Here is an 18,376-nt window from a genome sequence, read left to right as displayed (position 1 = left end):
AAAAAACGCATCCTCCCGGGCTTTTATCCCTCCGTGTAGCCACATGTTTATTGGCCGACAACTCTCGGACCAGACACTTTAAATAAATCAAAGCCGGAACCCTAGTCATCTTTTTGAAACTTTAGCGGTTAATAAAACTCACCGCTTTCTCGCTGTTCAGTACAAAGCAATCAACATGCCAGCTACTGAAAAACAATAATTATCTATATAAATCATATTGTTATTAATTTTTTATTATATGAACAATATTGTGAGCCACAGAATTTAGCACCAACATGGTGCTAAATAATGATAATTGCACTATTTAATTTGACTTAAATAGTACGGCATGATGTTTTATTTAAATAATATATAGGCTCCTATACATATTGAATAGGAGCCTATATAATGTAGTTATCTTTAAACAGGATAGTAAATAAATGTCTGGATCATCAGAACACTGGCAACCGAAAACAATGCCCTCAATACTAATCTCACACGCAGCAAGAGCGCTTGCGCGAAGGGCTGATGCAAAATTGCGAGATATTGGTATCAGCACTAGCCAGTTTCCTGTGCTTGTGGCTTTAAAAGATGGCACACAGCTGACACAAAAAGAGTTGGCTCAATTAGCCAATGTTGAACAGCCAAGTATGGCACAGCTGCTTGCTCGTATGGAACGCGATGGTCTTATTCATCGAGAAGCTGACCCGAAAGATGGGAGAAGCAGTCTTATTTCACTGACTGATAATGCGACTAGTTTACTCTCTCCTGTTCGAACCATTCTATCCCAAGGCAATCAAGATGCATTGGTAGGTTTTAATGACACTGAAATAGAGCAGCTAGTCACTTTGCTGCACCGCTTGATTAGCAATGTAGGCGATGGCAGGTGCTAATCAAGCGCTAGCAAAGTTTTTAAAACCTGTGGTCTATTTCATCATATAGATCACTTACGCTTTATAAGCGAACAATATTTTACGAATTGATTATCAAGCTATGACTCAAACTGACGTACAAGAAAAACCAAAATTTACCGCTTATCAAACCTTTGTAGTGGGGCTGTTAGCGTTTTTACAGTTTTCCGTCATTTTAGATTTTATGATTATGTCGCCGCTCGGGGCGCTAATTATGCCCGCTATGGAAATTAGCCCACGTCAGTTTGGCCTGATCGTTTCAGCCTATGCATTTAGTGCAGGTATCAGCGGTCTATTGATGGCAGGATTTGCCGACCGTTACGATCGTAAGAAAATATTATTGGTATTTTATATTGGCTTTGTCTTAGCTACCTTATGGTGTGGGCTAGCCCAAACTTTTCCAATGTTGTTGCTAGCGCGTATCGTGACAGGTATCTTCGGTGGCGTGATCGGTTCAGTTGTTCTGGCGATTGCTACGGACCTTTTCGCACCACAAGTACGCGGTCGTGTCATGGGCGTCATTCAAACCGCGTTTGCGGCAAGCCAGATCTTAGGATTACCTATTGGTCTTTACCTATCAAATCGGTGGACTTGGCACGCGCCTTTTTTAGCCATGGCAGCGTTCGGTGTCATAGGAGGAATCATCATTTTTTGGCGTATGCAACCCGTTGTAGAGCATCTCAAAGCGCCTCAAGAGCATAGTGCATTTACACACTTGCTAAACACCGTTTCTGACCCTCGCCATTTAACAGCCTTTGCCACAACAGCATTACTAACGACAGGTGGATTTATGCTGATGCCTTTTAGCAGTGTATTCACAGTCAATAACTTGGGAGTGAGTATTGAGCACTTGCCGACAATTTATTTAATCACTGGCTTATGTACCATATTTGTTGGGCCCTTAGTCGGTAAAGCAGCGGATGCATTTGGCAAAATTCCAGTGTTTATGGTGGGCAGCGTCGTCACCATGATCATGGTGATGGTCTACACCCATTTAGACACAGTGCCATTCACGACGGTCATCATCGTGAACGTATTAATGTTTATCGGCATATTCTCACGGATGATTCCGTTTCAGGCTTTAGTCACCTCAGTTCCAGAACAGACTAAGCGCGGTTCATTTAATGCAGTCAGTGCTTCTATTCAACAGTTTGCGGGTGGATTTGCCTCAGTGTTAGCGGGTCATATTGTCTCGCTAGGGGCCGACGGCAAACTACAGCATTTCGCTTGGATCGGCTATATCGTTGTCGGTACGACAATAGTGACCGCCGTTTTGGCATGGTTTATTCAACAAGATATCCAGAAGCGCAGTCAGCTTATGCCTGAGGCAGTTACAGCAAAGAGTTAAGCTTCTGCATTTTAGGCACGTTTAGGTGATGCGTTAAAAAACCGCTTTCAAATAAGTGATGCTTAAACATCACTTATTTGAATTCAAAATTTAAACCTAACTCCCAAAGCTAATCTCGCTAGAATATTCGGTATAAAGGTTAATAGAATTAACAGTATTGCCAAAAGTAAGTAGGCCCATCTCATAGAATAAGCTGTCACAAAACTCGCTGCTGTTTTTTGTTTTTGCACAAAATCATAGAATGCTGAGTTGTCCTGACCTTTGATATATTTAGCCTTAATCTCCCCTGCTAGCAAGCTTAAATAATCCTCCTCAAGCTGTGATAAGAAACGATCATACTCCGCAGAGGCTACAGATGGATCAGGCTCATCTTGGCTAGGGTCAGAGTAAGTCACGCCTACTGCCCCGGCATTGTTGTTGTCGCTAATTGGCCAGTAGCCTACGCGCTTATTCGCTGAGTTAAATCTAGGAACGCCAACTTTGGTATTGCCACCTACGCCCACAAATACGAAGTTTTTGCCTATTTGAATGCCACTCAAATCTTGCTTAATAGTCACATTAACTCTTGGTGCTTCATCGCCATCGGTAAAAAATAGCATCTGCGCAGGCACGTTTAACGAGTCGAAAGTATTCGCCGCAGCGCGTACGCCAAAACTTAAACGGCTATTTCCTTTCCAAGCCATGCGCCACTCTAAATGGTCTATCGAATCCGTAATCACATCTAGATTCGTGCACACTTCAAGCGGTGTAATCAGCAAAGCAACATTATCTGATGCGAAAATACCCACACTAAAATAAGTGCCGCAAGGTGATGATTGCACGACTTTCTTCATGAGCTGTCGTGTGTAAGCTAATCGGCTGACTGGCTGATTATTCAACTTTTCATCTTCGGCATTCATACTTTGTGACACATCCGCAACCAATAAATAATTATGCACTTCTTGCTTTAGTTGAATATCTGGCTTAAGTAGCGCTAACAATAACAAACTAAACGCCGCCACATAAAGCAGCGTTTCATGGTTATCTTGCAAAAATGGCAGTATCTTTTTCATGGCAAACCTATCGGTAAGTTGCTAAGCTCCATCGTGGATTGGTCTTTGGGAGCCGCCTTCATATTATTTGCCATCACAGAATGCAATAGGCTCAGATTAAATTTTGCAGCTCGGTCTTGCGGATCAATTCGCAATGATTGCTCATAAGCCATTTTTGCTTGAGTGTAAGCGTAGCGCGCTTCATCTTGTAGCGTACCGTCATCATTAATTCTTCGAATCAAACCAAATACAAACAGATTGTTACCAATGTTGTATTGAATTTTCGCCTGCTCATGTGGTGATGGCTGCGTCTCTAAAAGTTGTCCGTAAGTTTGTACGGCGTGTTTATAGTCTTTTTTATTGCCTTGGTCATAGGCGGCGGTAAATTTTTGCAAATAAGGATAAGCATCGTCTGTCACTAATTGCCTAGCGGCTATGACCTTATTCACTTTTGAGATGTGGTGAATTTGATAAGCCTCATAGCCAGCGCCTAATAAGCCCGTGACGAGAAGCGCCCCAAATATCACATTGCTATTTTTAATAAGTTTTACCATGAGTGTACCTTTAGGTTTTTAATGACTAATATCAGCAGACTTAATACCAACGCAAGCACGATAAGATTATTTGAATAATCATGACCAGGAATACGCACCGTATACTGAATCATCGTTTTCTCTTTAGCGTCGATAAATTGCAAGGCTGACTGCAACGCTGTTGGGTTATCCGCCTCAAAGGCCTTATATTTGATTTTGAGTGATTTGAAAAATTGATCCAACACTATTGAATCAGGCAATCTATCTTCGCTGTAAGTCTCTTTGGTGAAAATGCTGATGTCATCTGGCTCGCGCAATACAATCCAGTAGAGATTCAACTTTTTGCCAATAAAGTATTGTGATATTTTAAACTTAACACGCGGACTTAGCTTACCAGCCCCATCTGAAAGCAATATCACTGCGCGTGAACCAGAGCTTTGAATGCTATCGAACAAACTCACCGCTTCAGTAAGCCCCGCGCCAATGTTGGTTTGATTCAGTGCCGAGCCCGTTGCTGCATTAATTGCAGCATGAATGGCATCACGGTTCGTCGTGATTTTCATGCCATATAGCGCAGAGTTAGTAAAACCTACCACGCCCATCATGTCGACTGGCCGTGAATCAATGAAATCGGTAATCAATCTACGTGCGGCGGCTGATTTAATTTCTGCCGCTCGGCCACTGGTGGTTTGCCCTGCAAAGGGATGATCCATACTCACGCTTCGGTCTATGACTAAAACCGTTTGTGCGCCTTTACCTACCTTTTGCTCTGTTTTGCTAGCCCCTTGCGGCGAAGCTAGGGCCAAAATAATGCTCAATAAAATGCATGCGGTAATGCCCTTTACAACCAAGTTTGCGATTTCTGAAACACGGTCATTGGGCACGATTTCAAGCCATGAATACATTTGCCCTTGATGGCTTTTAAATACAAATGGCGTCACTATCAGTGGAAGTAACAATAGTGCCCATGGTTGCAATAGCGTCATTAAATACCTCGCTCGCAATCTCTTAAGCGCTTGCTGAGTGTTTTAAGTTGTTGTAATTGGGTAGCATCTTTAGATTGATTAGCAAATAATGCCGCATTCGATTGCTCAAAAAATTGAGTAATTTCCTGTTTCATTTTCAAGAATTTCGGATTAGCTAATAAAAACTGTTCTAGCTGGTTGGCAAAGAGGTTGGCACCATAAGTCTGATTAAATGCTTGATGCATATGCATCAAGGCACTCTTGTTTGCGGCTTGATCGTGTCCTAGCTTTTTAATGTTGCGATGCGCTTGGGCAAATGCACCATTCATAAAGGGTAACCAACGCTTATCCGCATTCACATAAACAAGACCAAGCAAACCTATCACTAGCAAAGCTAACGCCGCCCAAAGTCTAGTACGGTGCACATTGACATCCACTAATTCAGGCTTGGATTGTGGCTGCATGTTATCTTTTGCGTTAGTCACGCCTTCTGATACTAATGGCGTATACCAAAATTTCCATGCAGGAATGTCTATCGAAAGCGCTTTAGCACCGCCCGTAAGCGCCAGATGCTCGTCTGGGAGTTGCATGACAACAGGCTTGGCGGCGCTGACAAATACTTGATAACTCAGCGTGATTTTATAAATAGTTTTACCACTGGCTTTAGAAGCCTGCACGTTAATATCGCGCAGCTCAATGCCATTCCTACTCTCGCTTTTCATCGGGAATGAAGTTTTAGGTAATTGATACGCGCTATCTACTTCAACCTCAATGCTACGATTTAGCACATCGCCCATTTGTATGTTGTTACTGGTTGGTGGGTTAATGGTGCTTAGTATCTTGACATCTGTTACTTGCCCAAATGATAGCGATGCAAACAGCGAAAAACTGACAACCATCAATAACTTCATGATTGATTTTAATATTAAGTTTAATATTGAATTTTTCATAACTCTCTTCATTTAAGCCATCATCTGTTCAAAATAATGTGACATGACATCTGGGTCATACTCGCCGCTGATATAAATCGCCTGACTATCAAAACGTGTAAATAATGCCTCTAACGCTTGTTTTCTTTCTGCAAAAGCTTCCTCAAACTGCACTCGGATTGCCTCACGAAAGAAAATGGTTCTATTCAAACCAGTTTCAGGGTCGATCATGTTGCCAAAACCAAACTTAGGTAGTTTTTTGTATTCATGCTCATCCCACATTACGATAGGAATCACTTGGTGTGCAGACATCGCATTTAAAGCCTGCTCAATCATAGGCATTGGCATGTGAAAGTCTGAAATCCAAAACACCAAACCTCTGTTCTGGCTTAAATACTCTGGCACTTCGAGTATGCCTTCAGAGCCAACGCGCATCTTTTTGTATTCGCCAAGCTGCGCAATCACTTCAAATGACTGATGCACGTGATGGCTTAAACTAAGTGTCAAGTCATCTATAACATGTTTGTTATAGGCAATCAGACTAAACACATCACTCTTCTCAAAGGCTGAATAGGCAATAGAGACTGCAATTTCTTTTGCTAGATCTAGCTTTCGCCCCTGCCCTTTAAACTGCATAGAGCTAGATAAATCACAAACAGCAAAAATTGGCGTGGTATTGTCTTGATTAAACAACTTCACTTGCACTTGCTCATAGGGGTCACGCAGCGTTTGGCGTAAGTCCACACGCCTGGCATCGGGGTAATCAATCAAAGGCACATTGCCTTTAAACTCAAAACCTAAACCACGCTGAGTGCCGCGGTGTTCACCAAAATGAATGCTGCTAGACTTCCAAGGGACTTGGTAGTAAAACGGCTTAGCGTAAGCTGGAATCATGCTACTTTTACTTGAGCTGATTTAGCTTGCGAAGGCACGGCTACCGTACTCAGAATCTGCGTAGTTAACTCACGTGCTAACTGCGTTCTGCGGTTTTCATACATAGTGTTGAACACCAATCTGTGCGCAATTAACTCATGAAATACCGCATGAATATCTTCAGGGTACAAACTGTCGCGGTTCATTAGCCAAGCATGGACACGAGCAGCTTTGAGCAACATTCCCATACCACGCGGACTAGCGCCAGTATGTATTAAACGATTCACATCAACGCTATCAAGTTTAATGCCAAATTTTTCTGGGTTTTGCGTAGATTCCCACAAGTCCAACGCATATTCTTCAAGCACGTCACTCGATTTTATGTGGCTTTGCAGCACATCTGAGAAAGCGTTCAACTGGTCAAATTGCAGCACACTTGACTCAACTTGTTTAGTCAGGCTTTCTGCATGTTGAAATTTCACATCAAACATGAGGGCTTTACGCAGCGTTCTATCTTCAGGAATATCAATTGGTATTTCCATCATAAAGCGGTCTCGCGCTGCCGATGGAATTTCAAAAGTCTCATTTTTTTCAACTTGGTTACGGTCTGCAAAGACCACCATGTGCGGCAAACGATATTCTTTTTTGAAAGCGCTAATATGACGCTCAGCCATCACACGCAACATCAGTGCATGCACTTGCGGACGCGCGCGGTTGATTTCATTAAAGAAAAACACAGATAAATTTTCACCTGCGCGTAACAACGGACCTTCATCAATTTTTGGCCTGCCATCTTCACCTAAGTAAGTGTGGTAGATTAGATCATTAGGCATTAAGTCAACAGTGCCTTCAATACGCTCATAAGCGCCACCGATACATCTAGCGATAGACTGCAGCAAGGTCGTTTTACCTACACCAACACCACCTTCCAACAACACATGGCCACGTGCAAATATGGCAATATTCATCAATCGTATGGCTTTATCTTGCCCAACAATGACTTTCTGCACTTCATTTTCCAGCTTTAATGCGTGGCTGCGCCAATCGGCCAGCTGAATATCGTGAGTTGCTATATGCATATATAATCCTATGTAAAATAAACTTTAAAGGGTTCGTTCAGTTTTTGCAGTTGTTTCTTTGCGATTGCTTTTTATTAAATGTTAAGGTAATATTCAGACAGGTCTGTTCATTTATTTACAGTCTACTTGAAGAGTTCTGAAATATGCAAGTAAATTTTTAGGGGTAATTTACATTGAACCAAACTCATAGTTTTCAAACTGAGAGTCTGAAAGTTTTGAACTTAGGATATCTAAGTTCATTAAACTTTTTAAAAAGCTTAACCTTCTACAAAAGTACCTCAAACACACACCTACTGAGGCTTTCCAGCCAATTGAACCATTGGAATTTAGAAAGATCTTCTAAAAAGAATGCAAGTGGGCAATCCCTGGAATTAACGCTTGAGGACATGAATGCACTGAAAGAGTTGATTCAAGCTGCTATCAACAAAGCCTCAGTCAATTACCCTGAAGTCATCTATGACCAACTAGTTTTTTTAGCGATAGGTGCAGTACAGACTCAATCACAGACTGGTTCTGATAAAGCATGGGTATTAGTGAATAAATCGATACAAAGCTTCTTGAGCGCTCAAAAAGATAAACGTTTATTTTCCTTAGGACTTATCGCTGCAGCTATTTTAATTTGCCTCAGTCTAATAACAGTACCTAACCCTCAAACGCACCATCTTGACGATACAGCGCAGATATTACCGACAGAAACTGTGGCGAGCGCTACGGACCCAGTCACTATGAGTACGCTATTACTCGCCTATACCAAGATGCAAAGCGGTACTTGCCAGCTACCGCAAGCGGCAATGCTTCCGCCAGAACAAAGGCAAGCCTTTTTACTGTTTGTGAATAAAGGGATTGTTGAAGTACAGCACGTAGAAAACCTAAGACTTGCTTTAGGTTACGTTAATTGCCTATACCCACAAGAGCTTATGCATCCTGTAGCTTCTGCTGGTAATAGGTTATAAGGAACGAATATGAAAATGCGCGACAAAATACTAGCAACTGCAACTAATCTATTTGAATCACGTGGCATTCAAGCTTCTGGTGTTGATACCATCATTGCTGAGGCGGGAATTGCGAAAGCAACGCTTTACAAACACTTTCCTAGCAAGAATCTACTGATTACCTCTTACCTTAGAGAAAAATCGGATAGATTTTATGAATGGCTAAACTCAAGCCTTATCTCTAAAAAAACCACTTCACTCGAGATTCTCATCTCTCTTTGTGAGCTTGTTGAGCAATGGATTATGACGCCTGAATTCCATGGTCTGCCATTTCATATCGCAGCAGTAGAGTTCCCAGAACCAGATCACCCAATCAACCAATATTCAGCAGTTTTAGCGGTTGAGCTACAAGGCTACTTATCTAAGATTGCGGCCACCGCAGGCGCTAAAGACCCTGAAGCACTAGGACAACAGCTCACCATTCTTTTTGAAGGCGCCGCATTAGTTGAAAGATTGAGTCCAGGCTCAGGTGCTGCTAAACGTGCAAAAAATGCCGCTATCACACTAATACGTGCCTCTATTTAAACTCGCAGGGCTAAACAAACCAAATTACTCTGCTGCTTATCTTTATATTAAAAAAGAATTTTTAGAGTTTTTGTATTATAAATACAAAGCCCTCTTTTTCTTTTGATTCGCTAAGCAACGTATATGGATTGTTTGCCACGAATGTGCGAATGTTTTTAATTGTTCCCTCTTTGCTTGTTAATAGTTTTAACGTTTGCCCTGCAGTCATCCCGTCAAGGGCATTCTTAGTGTGAATGGTTGGCATTGGGCAATCAAATTCAGTGGCATCAAGAATGATGTCGTAATTATTCGTCATAAACTTCCTCTTCTGTATTATTTCTTATTTTATACAACTGTTTACTGCTTAATGCTTAGTGTTAATCAACAGTCAAAATAGCTTGATATTGAACGTCTAACAAAAAACTTAATACTGTTTAATTATATTTGCTATAATTCATTTGTGCAAATGTATTAATAATTTTCGTATTACTATAAGGAGAAATCGAATGAATAAGTCTTTTTTACCATTGATATTATTGGGTCTGATGTCGGCATGTGCTGGGACTCATGTAAAACAAGAGCCAAGTAGTGCTTCGAGCCAACCAGCTACTCAGGCTCAGTCAAAGACACCTGCCTCGCCAACAGTAGTAACAGAAGTCGCCGAACCAAAAACAGAAGTAAACCCACTGAAAGATCCTAATAATATTCTTTCAAAGCGCAGTGTTTATTTTGATTTTGATCAGTATATGGTTAAGCCTGAATATCGAGCCACGCTTGAGGCGCATGCCAAATACCTAGCAAGCCACCCTGAAGCAAGTATTCGCATTGAAGGTAATGCCGATGACAGAGGTAGTCGAGAGTACAACTTATCTTTGGGACAAAAGCGTGCAGTTGCGGTTAAAGAAACGATTAATTTACTTGGTGTTCAAGATAAGCAAATTGAAACTATTAGTAATGGTGAGGAAAAGCCAAAAGCAACTGGTGAAGATGATGCTTCATGGGCTGAAAATCGTAGAGCTGATATTGTCTACTCAGGGGAATAAATCCTATTGCTAAATGCTTTTTAAAAGCCCCATCTTTACTCTAAGGTAATAGTCAATATGCTGTCCATACGGGAAATCATGTTAGCGATACGAACCACAAAGCTTGCTGATTTTGATGCATGGCGTGGGAGGCTGGTTGTATGGACAGCAGCAGCCACGGCGGGTTTTATAATCGTGCTATTTGCATGGGCAACGGAGTATGCAAATTCACTATTCTTTAGTATGCAGAAATCTCACTGGTGGATACCACTGATTTTAACGCCTTTGGCTGGGATGCTTATCGTCTGGTTAACTAACCGTTGGTTTAAAGGTGCTGGTGGAAGCGGCATACCGCAGGTGATTGCCGCCTTACATATGGACGATCATCCGCACCCTACGCTCGTATCACTTAAACTTGCTTTCGGAAAAGTAATGTTAGGTATTGGAGCATTACTTGCAGGCTTTTCCGCAGGCAGGGAAGGACCATCGGTACAGGTTGGCGCTAGTGTCATGCATGCCTTTAGGCGTTTCTTGCCTGTGGGGTTTTCAGTGAACCCTAGACATCTTATTTTGGCGGGTGGCGCGGCTGGTATCTCAGCAGCGTTTAATACGCCATTAGCAGGTATTGTATTTGGAATTGAGGAGCTCGGTAGACGATTCGAGCAAAAAACAAATGGGGTTGTAATTACCGCAATTGTATTGTCTGGACTAGTGTCGATTTCATTACAAGGGAATTACACTTACTTTGGTCAGCTGTCAGTTGGCATCATTGATCGAAAAATTATTATGCCAGTGATTATTTGCGGTTTAGTGTGTGGAGTGTTAGGTGGCATTTTTAGTCGTACACTGATCGAGTCTTCTGGTGCACTCACGGGGCGCATAGGAATACTTCGTCAAAAGCACCCACTTTGGTGGGCTGGCTTTTGTGGCTTAATGGTCGCATTATTAGGCGCTATTAGTGCAGGAGCCGCACATGGTTCGGGGTATATGTTTACACGTGAGATGTTGCATGGTGATATGGCCGAAACTTGGCAATATGCACCGATTAAGTATTTAGCTACCATTTTCACTTACCTGAGTGGCGTTCCTGGTGGGATATTTGCCCCATCACTTTCCATCGGAGCTGGAATTGGCAATGATTTATTACCATTTCTAGGTAATTTTCATTCAACTACAGCAGTGTATGCGCTTTGTATGGCCGGCTTTCTAGCAGCGGTCACTCAAGCCCCGTTAACTTCATTCATTATTGTTATGGAAATGATTGATGGCCATGAAATGGTCACCAGTTTAATGGCAGTTGCAATGATTGCGTCTATTATTTCTAGAGTGTTTAGTAAACCCCTCTATTCGACGCTAGCCGATGCACAGGGACATAAAATTAAGAGTCATTAAATAATTGATTACGCACTAGCCGATTAAGTTTATTCGTTAAATTTAAAAAGTCATATTAGCTATACTCTATCAATTCTATAGACCTTAATATATGGAAGCTAGAAATTGGAACATTTGTTTCGTGCAAATACATTTGTACAAATTAGATTTAAGTGCAGACCCTGAGTTTGCGTTTGCGTTTGCGTTTGCGTTTGCGTTTGCGTTTGCCATGCTGACCACCTGTGAGCGCTTTGTTTAGTTGATGGCGTCGTTTAAATGCAGATGAAAGTGGTATAGCTGAAAATAAAATAGGAAGTTGGAGGACATAGATTGATGATTCAAAAAAAGCACGCGTCAGACCTGTCAACAAAACCAAAGGCAAGTAAACATACCATTGCATTATTTGGTGAAATGCTAGCGGACATATTTCCTGATCGAGCAGTGCTTGGCGGCGCACCGTACAATGTTGCGAACCATCTGCAGGCGTTTGGTCAGCACCCAGTATTGATTACAAGAACAGGAAACGATCCACTACGAGATGAATTTCTTGCAGATATGGCTCGGCTTGGTATGGATGACTCAGGTGTGCAATGTGATCAAATACGGCCGACAGGCCAAGTGATTGTTCATATGGATGAAAATAATCACCGCTTTGAAATACTTCCAGAACAGGCATATGACCATATTCATTCCGGAGTCGTGCACTTAGTCACAATGGCGATGCAACCAGACATGGTGTATTACGGCACATTAGCGCAAAGAGGTGTGGAGTCAAGACTCGCTTTAGATACTTTTTTGAGTGATACAAAAAGTCCCCGATTTTTGGACATTAACTTACGTCACCCTTGGTATGACAAGCACATCATCAGGCGGTCCTTATTAAGGGCCAATATAGTCAAGATTAATGAAGAGGAGCTTAAGTTGATAGCAGGCTTACTAAAACTTACTGGCTTTAGTGCTAAAGATCATGGCCTAAGTTTGATTGCTAAGTTCGATTTGACATGCCTGATAGTCACCTGTGGTTCTGATGGTGCGTGGATGCTTTCTAAAGAAGGTAAAGAAGCCAGAGTATCAGGCTTTAATCTCAATGGAAGCTTGGTTGATACAGTAGGCGCTGGAGATGGTTTTGCTGCAGTCTGCATACTCGGTATTCTTGAGAACTGGTTACCCGAAGTCATGTTAACTAGAGCCAGCGTATTTGCAGCAGCCTTGTGTGGAATTAGAGGTGCTGTACCAAATAGCAGTGATTTCTATCTACCTTTTTTGGAAGGAGAAGCTTATGGCAAACCAACCGAATGACAGGGAGAACTCCATCTACATTCTCATGATTAGTGTACATGGTCTAATTCGATCTCACGATATGGAGCTTGGTCGGGATGCCGACACTGGCGGGCAAACAAAGTATGTGGTCGAGTTGACGAAAGCGCTGGCAAAGCATCATCAGGTTGAGAAAGTAGACTTGCTAACCAGGCTTATTGAGGAGCCTTTATTGTCTTCAGAGTACCTTCAATCAGAAGAAGTCATTGAAGGCGGAGCACGTATTATTCGACTACCCTGCGGTCCCAAAAAATACATTCGTAAGGAAATGTTGTGGCCACATCTAGATCAGATGGTAGATAAATGTCTGCACTTTCTAAGGCAGCAAGGCCGACTTCCAGATTTAATCCACTCACATTATGCAGATGCTGGCTATGTTGGAAAGCAGCTTTCAACGTTACTAGGTATACCTTTAGTTCACACGGGCCACTCACTTGGCAGACCCAAGCAATCGCGACTACTGGCAAGTGGTCGAAAGAAAGGCGCCATCGAACGACAGTTTAATTTTGAGCATAGAATTGCCGTAGAAGAAGAAGTTATTCAGTATGCGTCAATGGTAGTGACAAGCACGCGTCAAGAAATTGACGAGCAATATGCGATGTATAGAAACCATGCACCACAACGCTGCACCATTATTCCGCCTGGAACAGATACCTCACGATTTTCACCGCTTGGACGCAAAAAAATAAATCCGCTACTCGAGGCAAGAATAGACCGCTTTTTACATCAGCCTAACAAACCCATGATTTTGTCTATCTCACGTCCAGTGCTAAGAAAAAATCTAAAAGGATTAGTTGCCGCGTACGGCGAAAACAAGCAATTACAGGAAAAAGCCAATTTAGTCATTGTGGCTGGCGTGCGTGAAGATATACGCGACCTTGAAGAGTCGCAGCAAGCTGTGATGAACGACCTTTTGCTTGATATAGATCGATATGATCTTTGGGGGAAGGTTGCGATTCCTAAACATGTCACTCAAGAAGATATGCCTGAGCTTTATCGGTTAGCTGCGCATCGACAAGGCATATTTGTTAACCCCGCAATGACAGAGCCATTTGGTCTGACACTGATTGAGGCAGCAGCAAGCGGCTTACCCTTTATTGCCCCAGATGATGGCGGCCCTAGAGACATTGTTGCTAATTGCCATAATGGCTTGTTAGCGAATACGCTGCAAAGCGATGACATCGCAGCCGCAATGAACCAGATGTTATCAAACAAAAAGCAATGGAAAACTTGGGCTAAAAACGGCATTCTCAATGTTAAGCGTCACTATAGTTGGGACGCGCATGTCACAAAGTACATGAAGGAAGTCAGTCAATTACTCCATAGAAATCGCAAGCGCATGCGTAGACAGCATGCAATGGCATTCAACACAGGTAAGTCCCCTATCCCACTGGTGAAAATGATGTTGATCAGTGATATTGATAATACGCTTATCGGAGACAAAAAAAAGTTAGAAGAGCTAACCAGTTGGCTAAGACAAAATTCGAGTACCTTAGGTTTTGGTGTTGCGACTGGACGCTCACTGGAAAGCGCGGTCAACATACTGAAAAAGCATCGAGTTCCATTACCCAGCATTTTAATCACCTCCGTAGGGAGTGAGATTAATTATGGTCCGGAACTCTTTCCAGATATTGGTTGGGCAAACCATATTCGTCATTTATGGCGTCGTGATGATTTAGCGAAAGCGATGTCTATTTTTCCGGGGCTTGAATTACAGGCTCAAGAAAATCAAAGAGAATTCAAGCTGAGCTATATTGCAACACCAGACAAGATGCCACCTCTAGAAAAAATGTATCGTCATTTACGCAAATTAAAACTACATGCACAACTCATCTATTCCCATAATGAGTTTTTAGATATTTTGCCCATACGAGCCTCAAAAGGACATGCGATACGATACCTTGCTTACAAATGGGGACTTTCTTTGCAGAGCTTTCTAGTTGCAGGTGATTCAGGTAATGACAGCGAAATGCTTGTGGGCGATACCTTAGCCGTTGTGGTGGGCAATCACAGCTCTGAGCTAGAGCCTTTGCGTGGATTGGAGCAGGTTTATTTTGCGCAGAATTACTATGCTGCAGGCATTCTAGAGGGGCTAGATCATTATGGGTTCGGTGGATTTAATCTACCTAGTAAGAAAGAAAAGGGTTCAAATCATGTATGAGCAAGTCTCGCATTCTCTACTGAATGACATATTAATTGCACTTAAGCCCGAGATAAAAAATCAGAAGCTGCAACATTTCTACACGAGATTAGGGGCCAACTTTTACGCCATTCACTCATTGTTTACTTCCTTATATGGAGACCGACCTGATTTCAAAAAACAAATGCTAAATCTTGTGGAAACCATGGCACGTCAGTACATTGTTCGACCTTCACATCTTAAGAAAACTGATCTTGCGCGTGAAAAAGATCACAATTGGTTTCTAAGCCAGAAGTGGGTAGGCATGGCGCTGTATTGCGATGGTTATGCTGATAGCTTGCAAGACATGCAGTCACGATTACATTATTTGCAGGATCTAGGGATTAATCTTGTACATATTATGCCCATTTGTGACTGCCCTGATGATGAAAGTGATGGTGGATATGCAGTAAGAGACTTCCGTAAAGTGGATAAGCGTTTTGGGACGCTAAAAGATCTTGATGACTTAGCGGCTAATCTGAGAAAAAGAGACATGCTACTAACGTTGGACGTTGTGGTTAATCATACTTCTGATGAACATGTGTGGGCTCAAAAAGCACGTCAGGGCGATAAAGCCTTTCAAAACTATTACTTCACCTATGACGATAGGCAAACGCCTGACATGTTTGAGGAGTCCATGCCAGAAGTATTCCCTGAAATTGCACCAGGCAACTTCACTTGGAACGAAGAAATGGGCAAATGGGTCATGACGGTGTTCAATCGCTATCAATGGGATCTAAATTACCGTAACCCTGCGGTGTTTATTGAAATGCTGGATATCATTTTATTCTGGGCTAATCACGGCGCAGATATCCTAAGGCTTGATGCTGTTGCGTTTCTCTGGAAAAAGATGGGTAGCAGCTGCCAGAATGAGCGAGAAGCGCACCAAATATTGCAGTTGATGAAAGATTGCTGCCAGGTCACGGCCCCTGGGGTTTTATTCATCGCAGAAGCCATTGTCGCACCTACTGAAATTATAAAATATTTTGGTGAAGATGCTATTAATGCCAAAGAATGTGAAATTGCCTACAATGCCACTTTTATGGCGCTGCTATGGGAGGCAACTGCAACGAAATCAACAGCTTTACTTACTAAAGGAATACGTAGCATTCCTGAGAAGCTGGAACGTGCAACCTGGCTAAATTACATACGTTGCCATGATGATATAGGTTGGGGCTTTAGCGATGCCAATATTATAGATGCTGGGTATGACCCTAAATTACACAGACGTTTCTTGGTTGATTATTTCACTGGAAACTTTGAGCACTCTAATGCTAAAGGGCTCACTTTCGGAGAAAATGTAAAGACTGGTGATGCGCGTATTTCTGGCGCACTGGCTTCACTAGCAGGCCTTGAAAGTGCTTTGGAAAATAATGACAGTGAAGCAATCGATGCTGCAATTAAAACCATACTGTTGTTACATAGTATGATTCTTTCGTTTGGTGGAATACCGCTACTTTACTATGGTGATGCAATTGGGACACTGAATGATGACGCCTATCTCAATGACGAAAGAAAAAGTAATGATAATCGTTGGGTGCATCGTCCAAAAATGAATTGGGATAATGCTGCAAGAAGAAGCCAGCAAGGAACCGTTGAGTACCTAATTTTTAGCGCACTTAAGAAAATGATTTCAGTACGTAAAGCAGTCACTGCATTTGCCGACAAAAACAATCGAGAACTCTTGAATGTGGATAATGCTCATCTCTTCGTGTTTTCACGATTTGACTATAGCCTGGCACAGTCAAGAGTTTTGGTGGTTGGCAACTTTGACATTAAGCCACAAGTGCTAGATTTAGTCCCGATGCGTCGCATGGGATTCTTTCAACATGCTTCTGTACAAGATTTATACACAGGGGAAACATTCCCCTTATTAAATGAGACAATAATCATTCCTGCATTATCTTTTTTCTGGTTTCAAACTTGATTCAATAAATGATGACTTTAATGCCTACTAAAATTGCTATTTCACGATAAAAGACGCAGCAACATTATGACTACACCAACTATATCCGCGGACATTCATCATACTGCGTTAGAGACGCTAAAATTATTCCGAATTATATTTAAGTCTACCAATAAGCATTTTCACGCTGTTGAAAAGGCTGCAGGCGTTGGTGGTGCTTCATTATGGGCATTAGCTGAAATTGCCGAAACTAAAGATTTAACGGTATCAGGTTTATCTAAGGCGATGTCCATTCATCAGTCCACGGCCAGCAATTTGATGGAGAAGCTAGTCACTGATGGTTATGTGATAAGAGCCAAAAACCATGAAGATCGCCGCATTGTTCATCTCTCGCTAACGCAATTAGGAAAAGAGGTTCTAAGCAAAGCGCCACAGCCCTATCGAGGCGTATTGCCAGATGCATTAATGCGTTTGAATCCAGAAACATTACAAGCGCTTAATGACCACTTATCTCAACTAATTGTTGGAATGGACGGTAAATCCTACGAGAGTGCATTCGAACCCCTCGGTCAATCTTAGATTTTAAAACTACTGGCGCTGCTATACCTCAATCAAAAATACAATAGGATTTCTCTAGCACATGATTACCACCTTACTAATGATTGCTGGGATATTGTACTTTGCATTACAGCTGGAAGATAAGTTCAAAATACCATCACCACTTGGTTTAATTGCACTCTCTTTTTTTGCGCACTATGCCTTTGAGCAAATACCTATTCTCACTGGCGATGCTGAGCACTTTGCCGTCTTAGTCATATTTCTTTTACCTATCCTACTTATTTCAGATTCGCTTGAGCTTAAAGTATCTGACCTCAAAGCACATGGGTTAAGCCTGTTCTATCTTGCAATAGTAGCTGTGGTGCTATCAGTACTCATGGCTTTGGTCGTTTCTAAGGTTATCTTTGCCGACGTTCATCTCTCATTAGCGGCTGTGATTGTGCTGTTTGCAATGGTACTAGCAACTGATCCAGTTTCCGTGGTCAGTATATTTTCTAAATTTGAATTGCCGCATCACTTAAAAATACTTGCTGAAGGCGAGAGTCTGTTTAATGATGCGACAGCACTTATCGTATTTGTATTTGTTGGCTTGTATGCATTGGGTGGTGGAGAAATTACAGGCACTTATATTACCGAGGTTAGCCTTGCGGTAGTGTTTGGTTCTTTGTCCGTTGGTATTGTGGTTGGCTATATCGGATTGTTATTAATGAAAACGACAGACAATCGTATCGCCGAAATGATGCTGCTGATTATGACAGGCTATGGTGCATTTGAACTAGCAGAGCACTTTTATACGCTAGTTAATCTTTTAGGTGGTCATTCACATTGACCCCTGTTGAATAAAGTGGACACTACCACTTCAGACAAGCTCTTCCTGTT

18 protein-coding genes and 1 riboswitch are annotated in these 18,376 nt (G+C 42.0%); of the genes, 11 read left to right on the top strand and 7 right to left on the bottom strand.

The window, feature by feature from the left end; translation table 11 throughout:
* Positions 1–10: 10 nt before the first annotated feature.
* Positions 11–116, bottom strand: a riboswitch (guanidine-I (ykkC/yxkD leader).
* 303 nt (positions 117–419) lie between these two features.
* Together PSU78_RS05235 and PSU78_RS05230 are read left to right on the top strand one after the other, a co-directional pair.
* A complete protein-coding gene (locus tag PSU78_RS05235) occupies positions 420–872 on the top strand; it encodes a MarR family winged helix-turn-helix transcriptional regulator (RefSeq protein WP_300385301.1) in 453 nt (150 codons plus the stop codon).
* A gap of 100 nt (positions 873–972) precedes the next feature.
* Positions 973–2,238: an MFS transporter gene (locus PSU78_RS05230; protein WP_300385298.1), complete on the top strand. Its 1,266-nt coding sequence runs from the start codon at positions 973–975 to the stop codon at positions 2,236–2,238.
* An 83-nt stretch (positions 2,239–2,321) separates the two neighbouring features.
* Here PSU78_RS05230 and PSU78_RS05225 read toward each other — a convergent pair whose 3' ends face one another.
* From PSU78_RS05225 to PSU78_RS05200, 6 genes are read right to left on the bottom strand one after another with little or no spacing between them, the layout of a single operon-like run.
* A complete protein-coding gene (locus PSU78_RS05225) occupies positions 2,322–3,290 on the bottom strand; it encodes a VWA domain-containing protein (RefSeq protein WP_300385295.1) in 969 nt (322 codons plus the stop codon).
* Entirely contained in the window at positions 3,287–3,823 is a 537-nt protein-coding gene (locus tag PSU78_RS05220; RefSeq protein ID WP_300385292.1) for a hypothetical protein, read from the bottom strand. Before PSU78_RS05220 ends, PSU78_RS05225 begins: the two co-directional genes overlap by 4 nt.
* Positions 3,817–4,788 (bottom strand): vWA domain-containing protein, encoded by a 972-nt coding sequence (locus PSU78_RS05215; RefSeq protein WP_300385289.1) that lies wholly within the window; start codon positions 4,786–4,788, stop codon positions 3,817–3,819. Before PSU78_RS05215 ends, PSU78_RS05220 begins: the two co-directional genes overlap by 7 nt.
* Positions 4,788–5,678: a nonribosomal peptide synthetase MxaA gene (locus tag PSU78_RS05210; protein WP_300385286.1), complete on the bottom strand. Its 891-nt coding sequence runs from the start codon at positions 5,676–5,678 to the stop codon at positions 4,788–4,790. Before PSU78_RS05210 ends, PSU78_RS05215 begins: the two co-directional genes overlap by 1 nt.
* A gap of 51 nt (positions 5,679–5,729) precedes the next feature.
* Complete coding sequence (locus tag PSU78_RS05205) at positions 5,730–6,590, bottom strand: DUF58 domain-containing protein (RefSeq protein ID WP_300385283.1); 861 nt, start codon at positions 6,588–6,590, stop codon at positions 5,730–5,732.
* Positions 6,587–7,648, bottom strand: coding sequence for a MoxR family ATPase (locus PSU78_RS05200; protein ID WP_300385281.1), 1,062 nt, complete (start codon positions 7,646–7,648; stop codon positions 6,587–6,589). Before PSU78_RS05200 ends, PSU78_RS05205 begins: the two co-directional genes overlap by 4 nt.
* A 386-nt stretch (positions 7,649–8,034) precedes the next feature.
* Here PSU78_RS05200 and PSU78_RS05195 point away from each other — a divergent pair, with 386 nt between their 5' ends.
* On the top strand, positions 8,035–8,601 hold the full coding sequence (locus PSU78_RS05195) for a hypothetical protein (RefSeq protein ID WP_300385278.1): 567 nt from the start codon (positions 8,035–8,037) through the stop codon (positions 8,599–8,601).
* Between the two features lie 9 nt (positions 8,602–8,610).
* Positions 8,611–9,165, top strand: coding sequence for a TetR/AcrR family transcriptional regulator (locus PSU78_RS05190; protein WP_300385275.1), 555 nt, complete (start codon positions 8,611–8,613; stop codon positions 9,163–9,165).
* Between the two features lie 61 nt (positions 9,166–9,226).
* Here the strand turns inward: PSU78_RS05190 and PSU78_RS05185 are convergent, their stop codons facing one another.
* The gene (locus tag PSU78_RS05185) at positions 9,227–9,460 is read right to left on the bottom strand and encodes a sulfurtransferase TusA family protein (protein ID WP_300385273.1); all 234 of its coding nucleotides are present in this window, start codon (positions 9,458–9,460) and stop codon (positions 9,227–9,229) included.
* Between the two features lie 190 nt (positions 9,461–9,650).
* On the opposite strand from PSU78_RS05185, the gene pal reads away from it, so the two are divergent.
* The 7 genes from pal (at position 9,651) to PSU78_RS05150 (ending at position 18,326) form a co-directional block, all read left to right on the top strand.
* Positions 9,651–10,187: a peptidoglycan-associated lipoprotein Pal gene (pal, locus tag PSU78_RS05180; protein WP_300385270.1), complete on the top strand. Its 537-nt coding sequence runs from the start codon at positions 9,651–9,653 to the stop codon at positions 10,185–10,187.
* Between the two features lie 57 nt (positions 10,188–10,244).
* Complete coding sequence (locus PSU78_RS05175) at positions 10,245–11,558, top strand: chloride channel protein (RefSeq protein WP_300385267.1); 1,314 nt, start codon at positions 10,245–10,247, stop codon at positions 11,556–11,558.
* 312 nt (positions 11,559–11,870) lie between these two features.
* Positions 11,871–12,836: a carbohydrate kinase gene (locus PSU78_RS05170; protein WP_300385334.1), complete on the top strand. Its 966-nt coding sequence runs from the start codon at positions 11,871–11,873 to the stop codon at positions 12,834–12,836.
* Positions 12,817–15,015, top strand: a complete 2,199-nt coding sequence (locus tag PSU78_RS05165) for an HAD-IIB family hydrolase (protein WP_300385264.1) — start codon at positions 12,817–12,819, stop codon at positions 15,013–15,015. Before PSU78_RS05170 ends, PSU78_RS05165 begins: the two co-directional genes overlap by 20 nt.
* A complete protein-coding gene (locus PSU78_RS05160; protein WP_300385261.1) occupies positions 15,008–16,960 on the top strand; it encodes an amylosucrase in 1,953 nt (650 codons plus the stop codon). The genes PSU78_RS05165 and PSU78_RS05160 overlap by 8 nt, the downstream gene beginning before the upstream one ends.
* A gap of 66 nt (positions 16,961–17,026) precedes the next feature.
* Entirely contained in the window at positions 17,027–17,518 is a 492-nt protein-coding gene (locus PSU78_RS05155) for a MarR family transcriptional regulator (RefSeq protein ID WP_300385258.1), read from the top strand.
* A 61-nt stretch (positions 17,519–17,579) separates the two neighbouring features.
* Positions 17,580–18,326 carry a cation:proton antiporter gene (locus PSU78_RS05150; protein WP_300385256.1) on the top strand — a complete coding sequence of 249 codons (747 nt, stop codon included), beginning with the start codon at positions 17,580–17,582 and terminating at the stop codon, positions 18,324–18,326.
* Positions 18,327–18,376: the final 50 nt, after the last annotated feature.

Origin of the sequence: Methylotenera sp., from assembly GCF_029945705.1 — a bacterium.
Classification (GTDB): Bacteria; Pseudomonadota; Gammaproteobacteria; order Burkholderiales; family Methylophilaceae; genus Methylotenera.
This window is presented reverse-complemented; position numbering and strand designations above follow the sequence as displayed.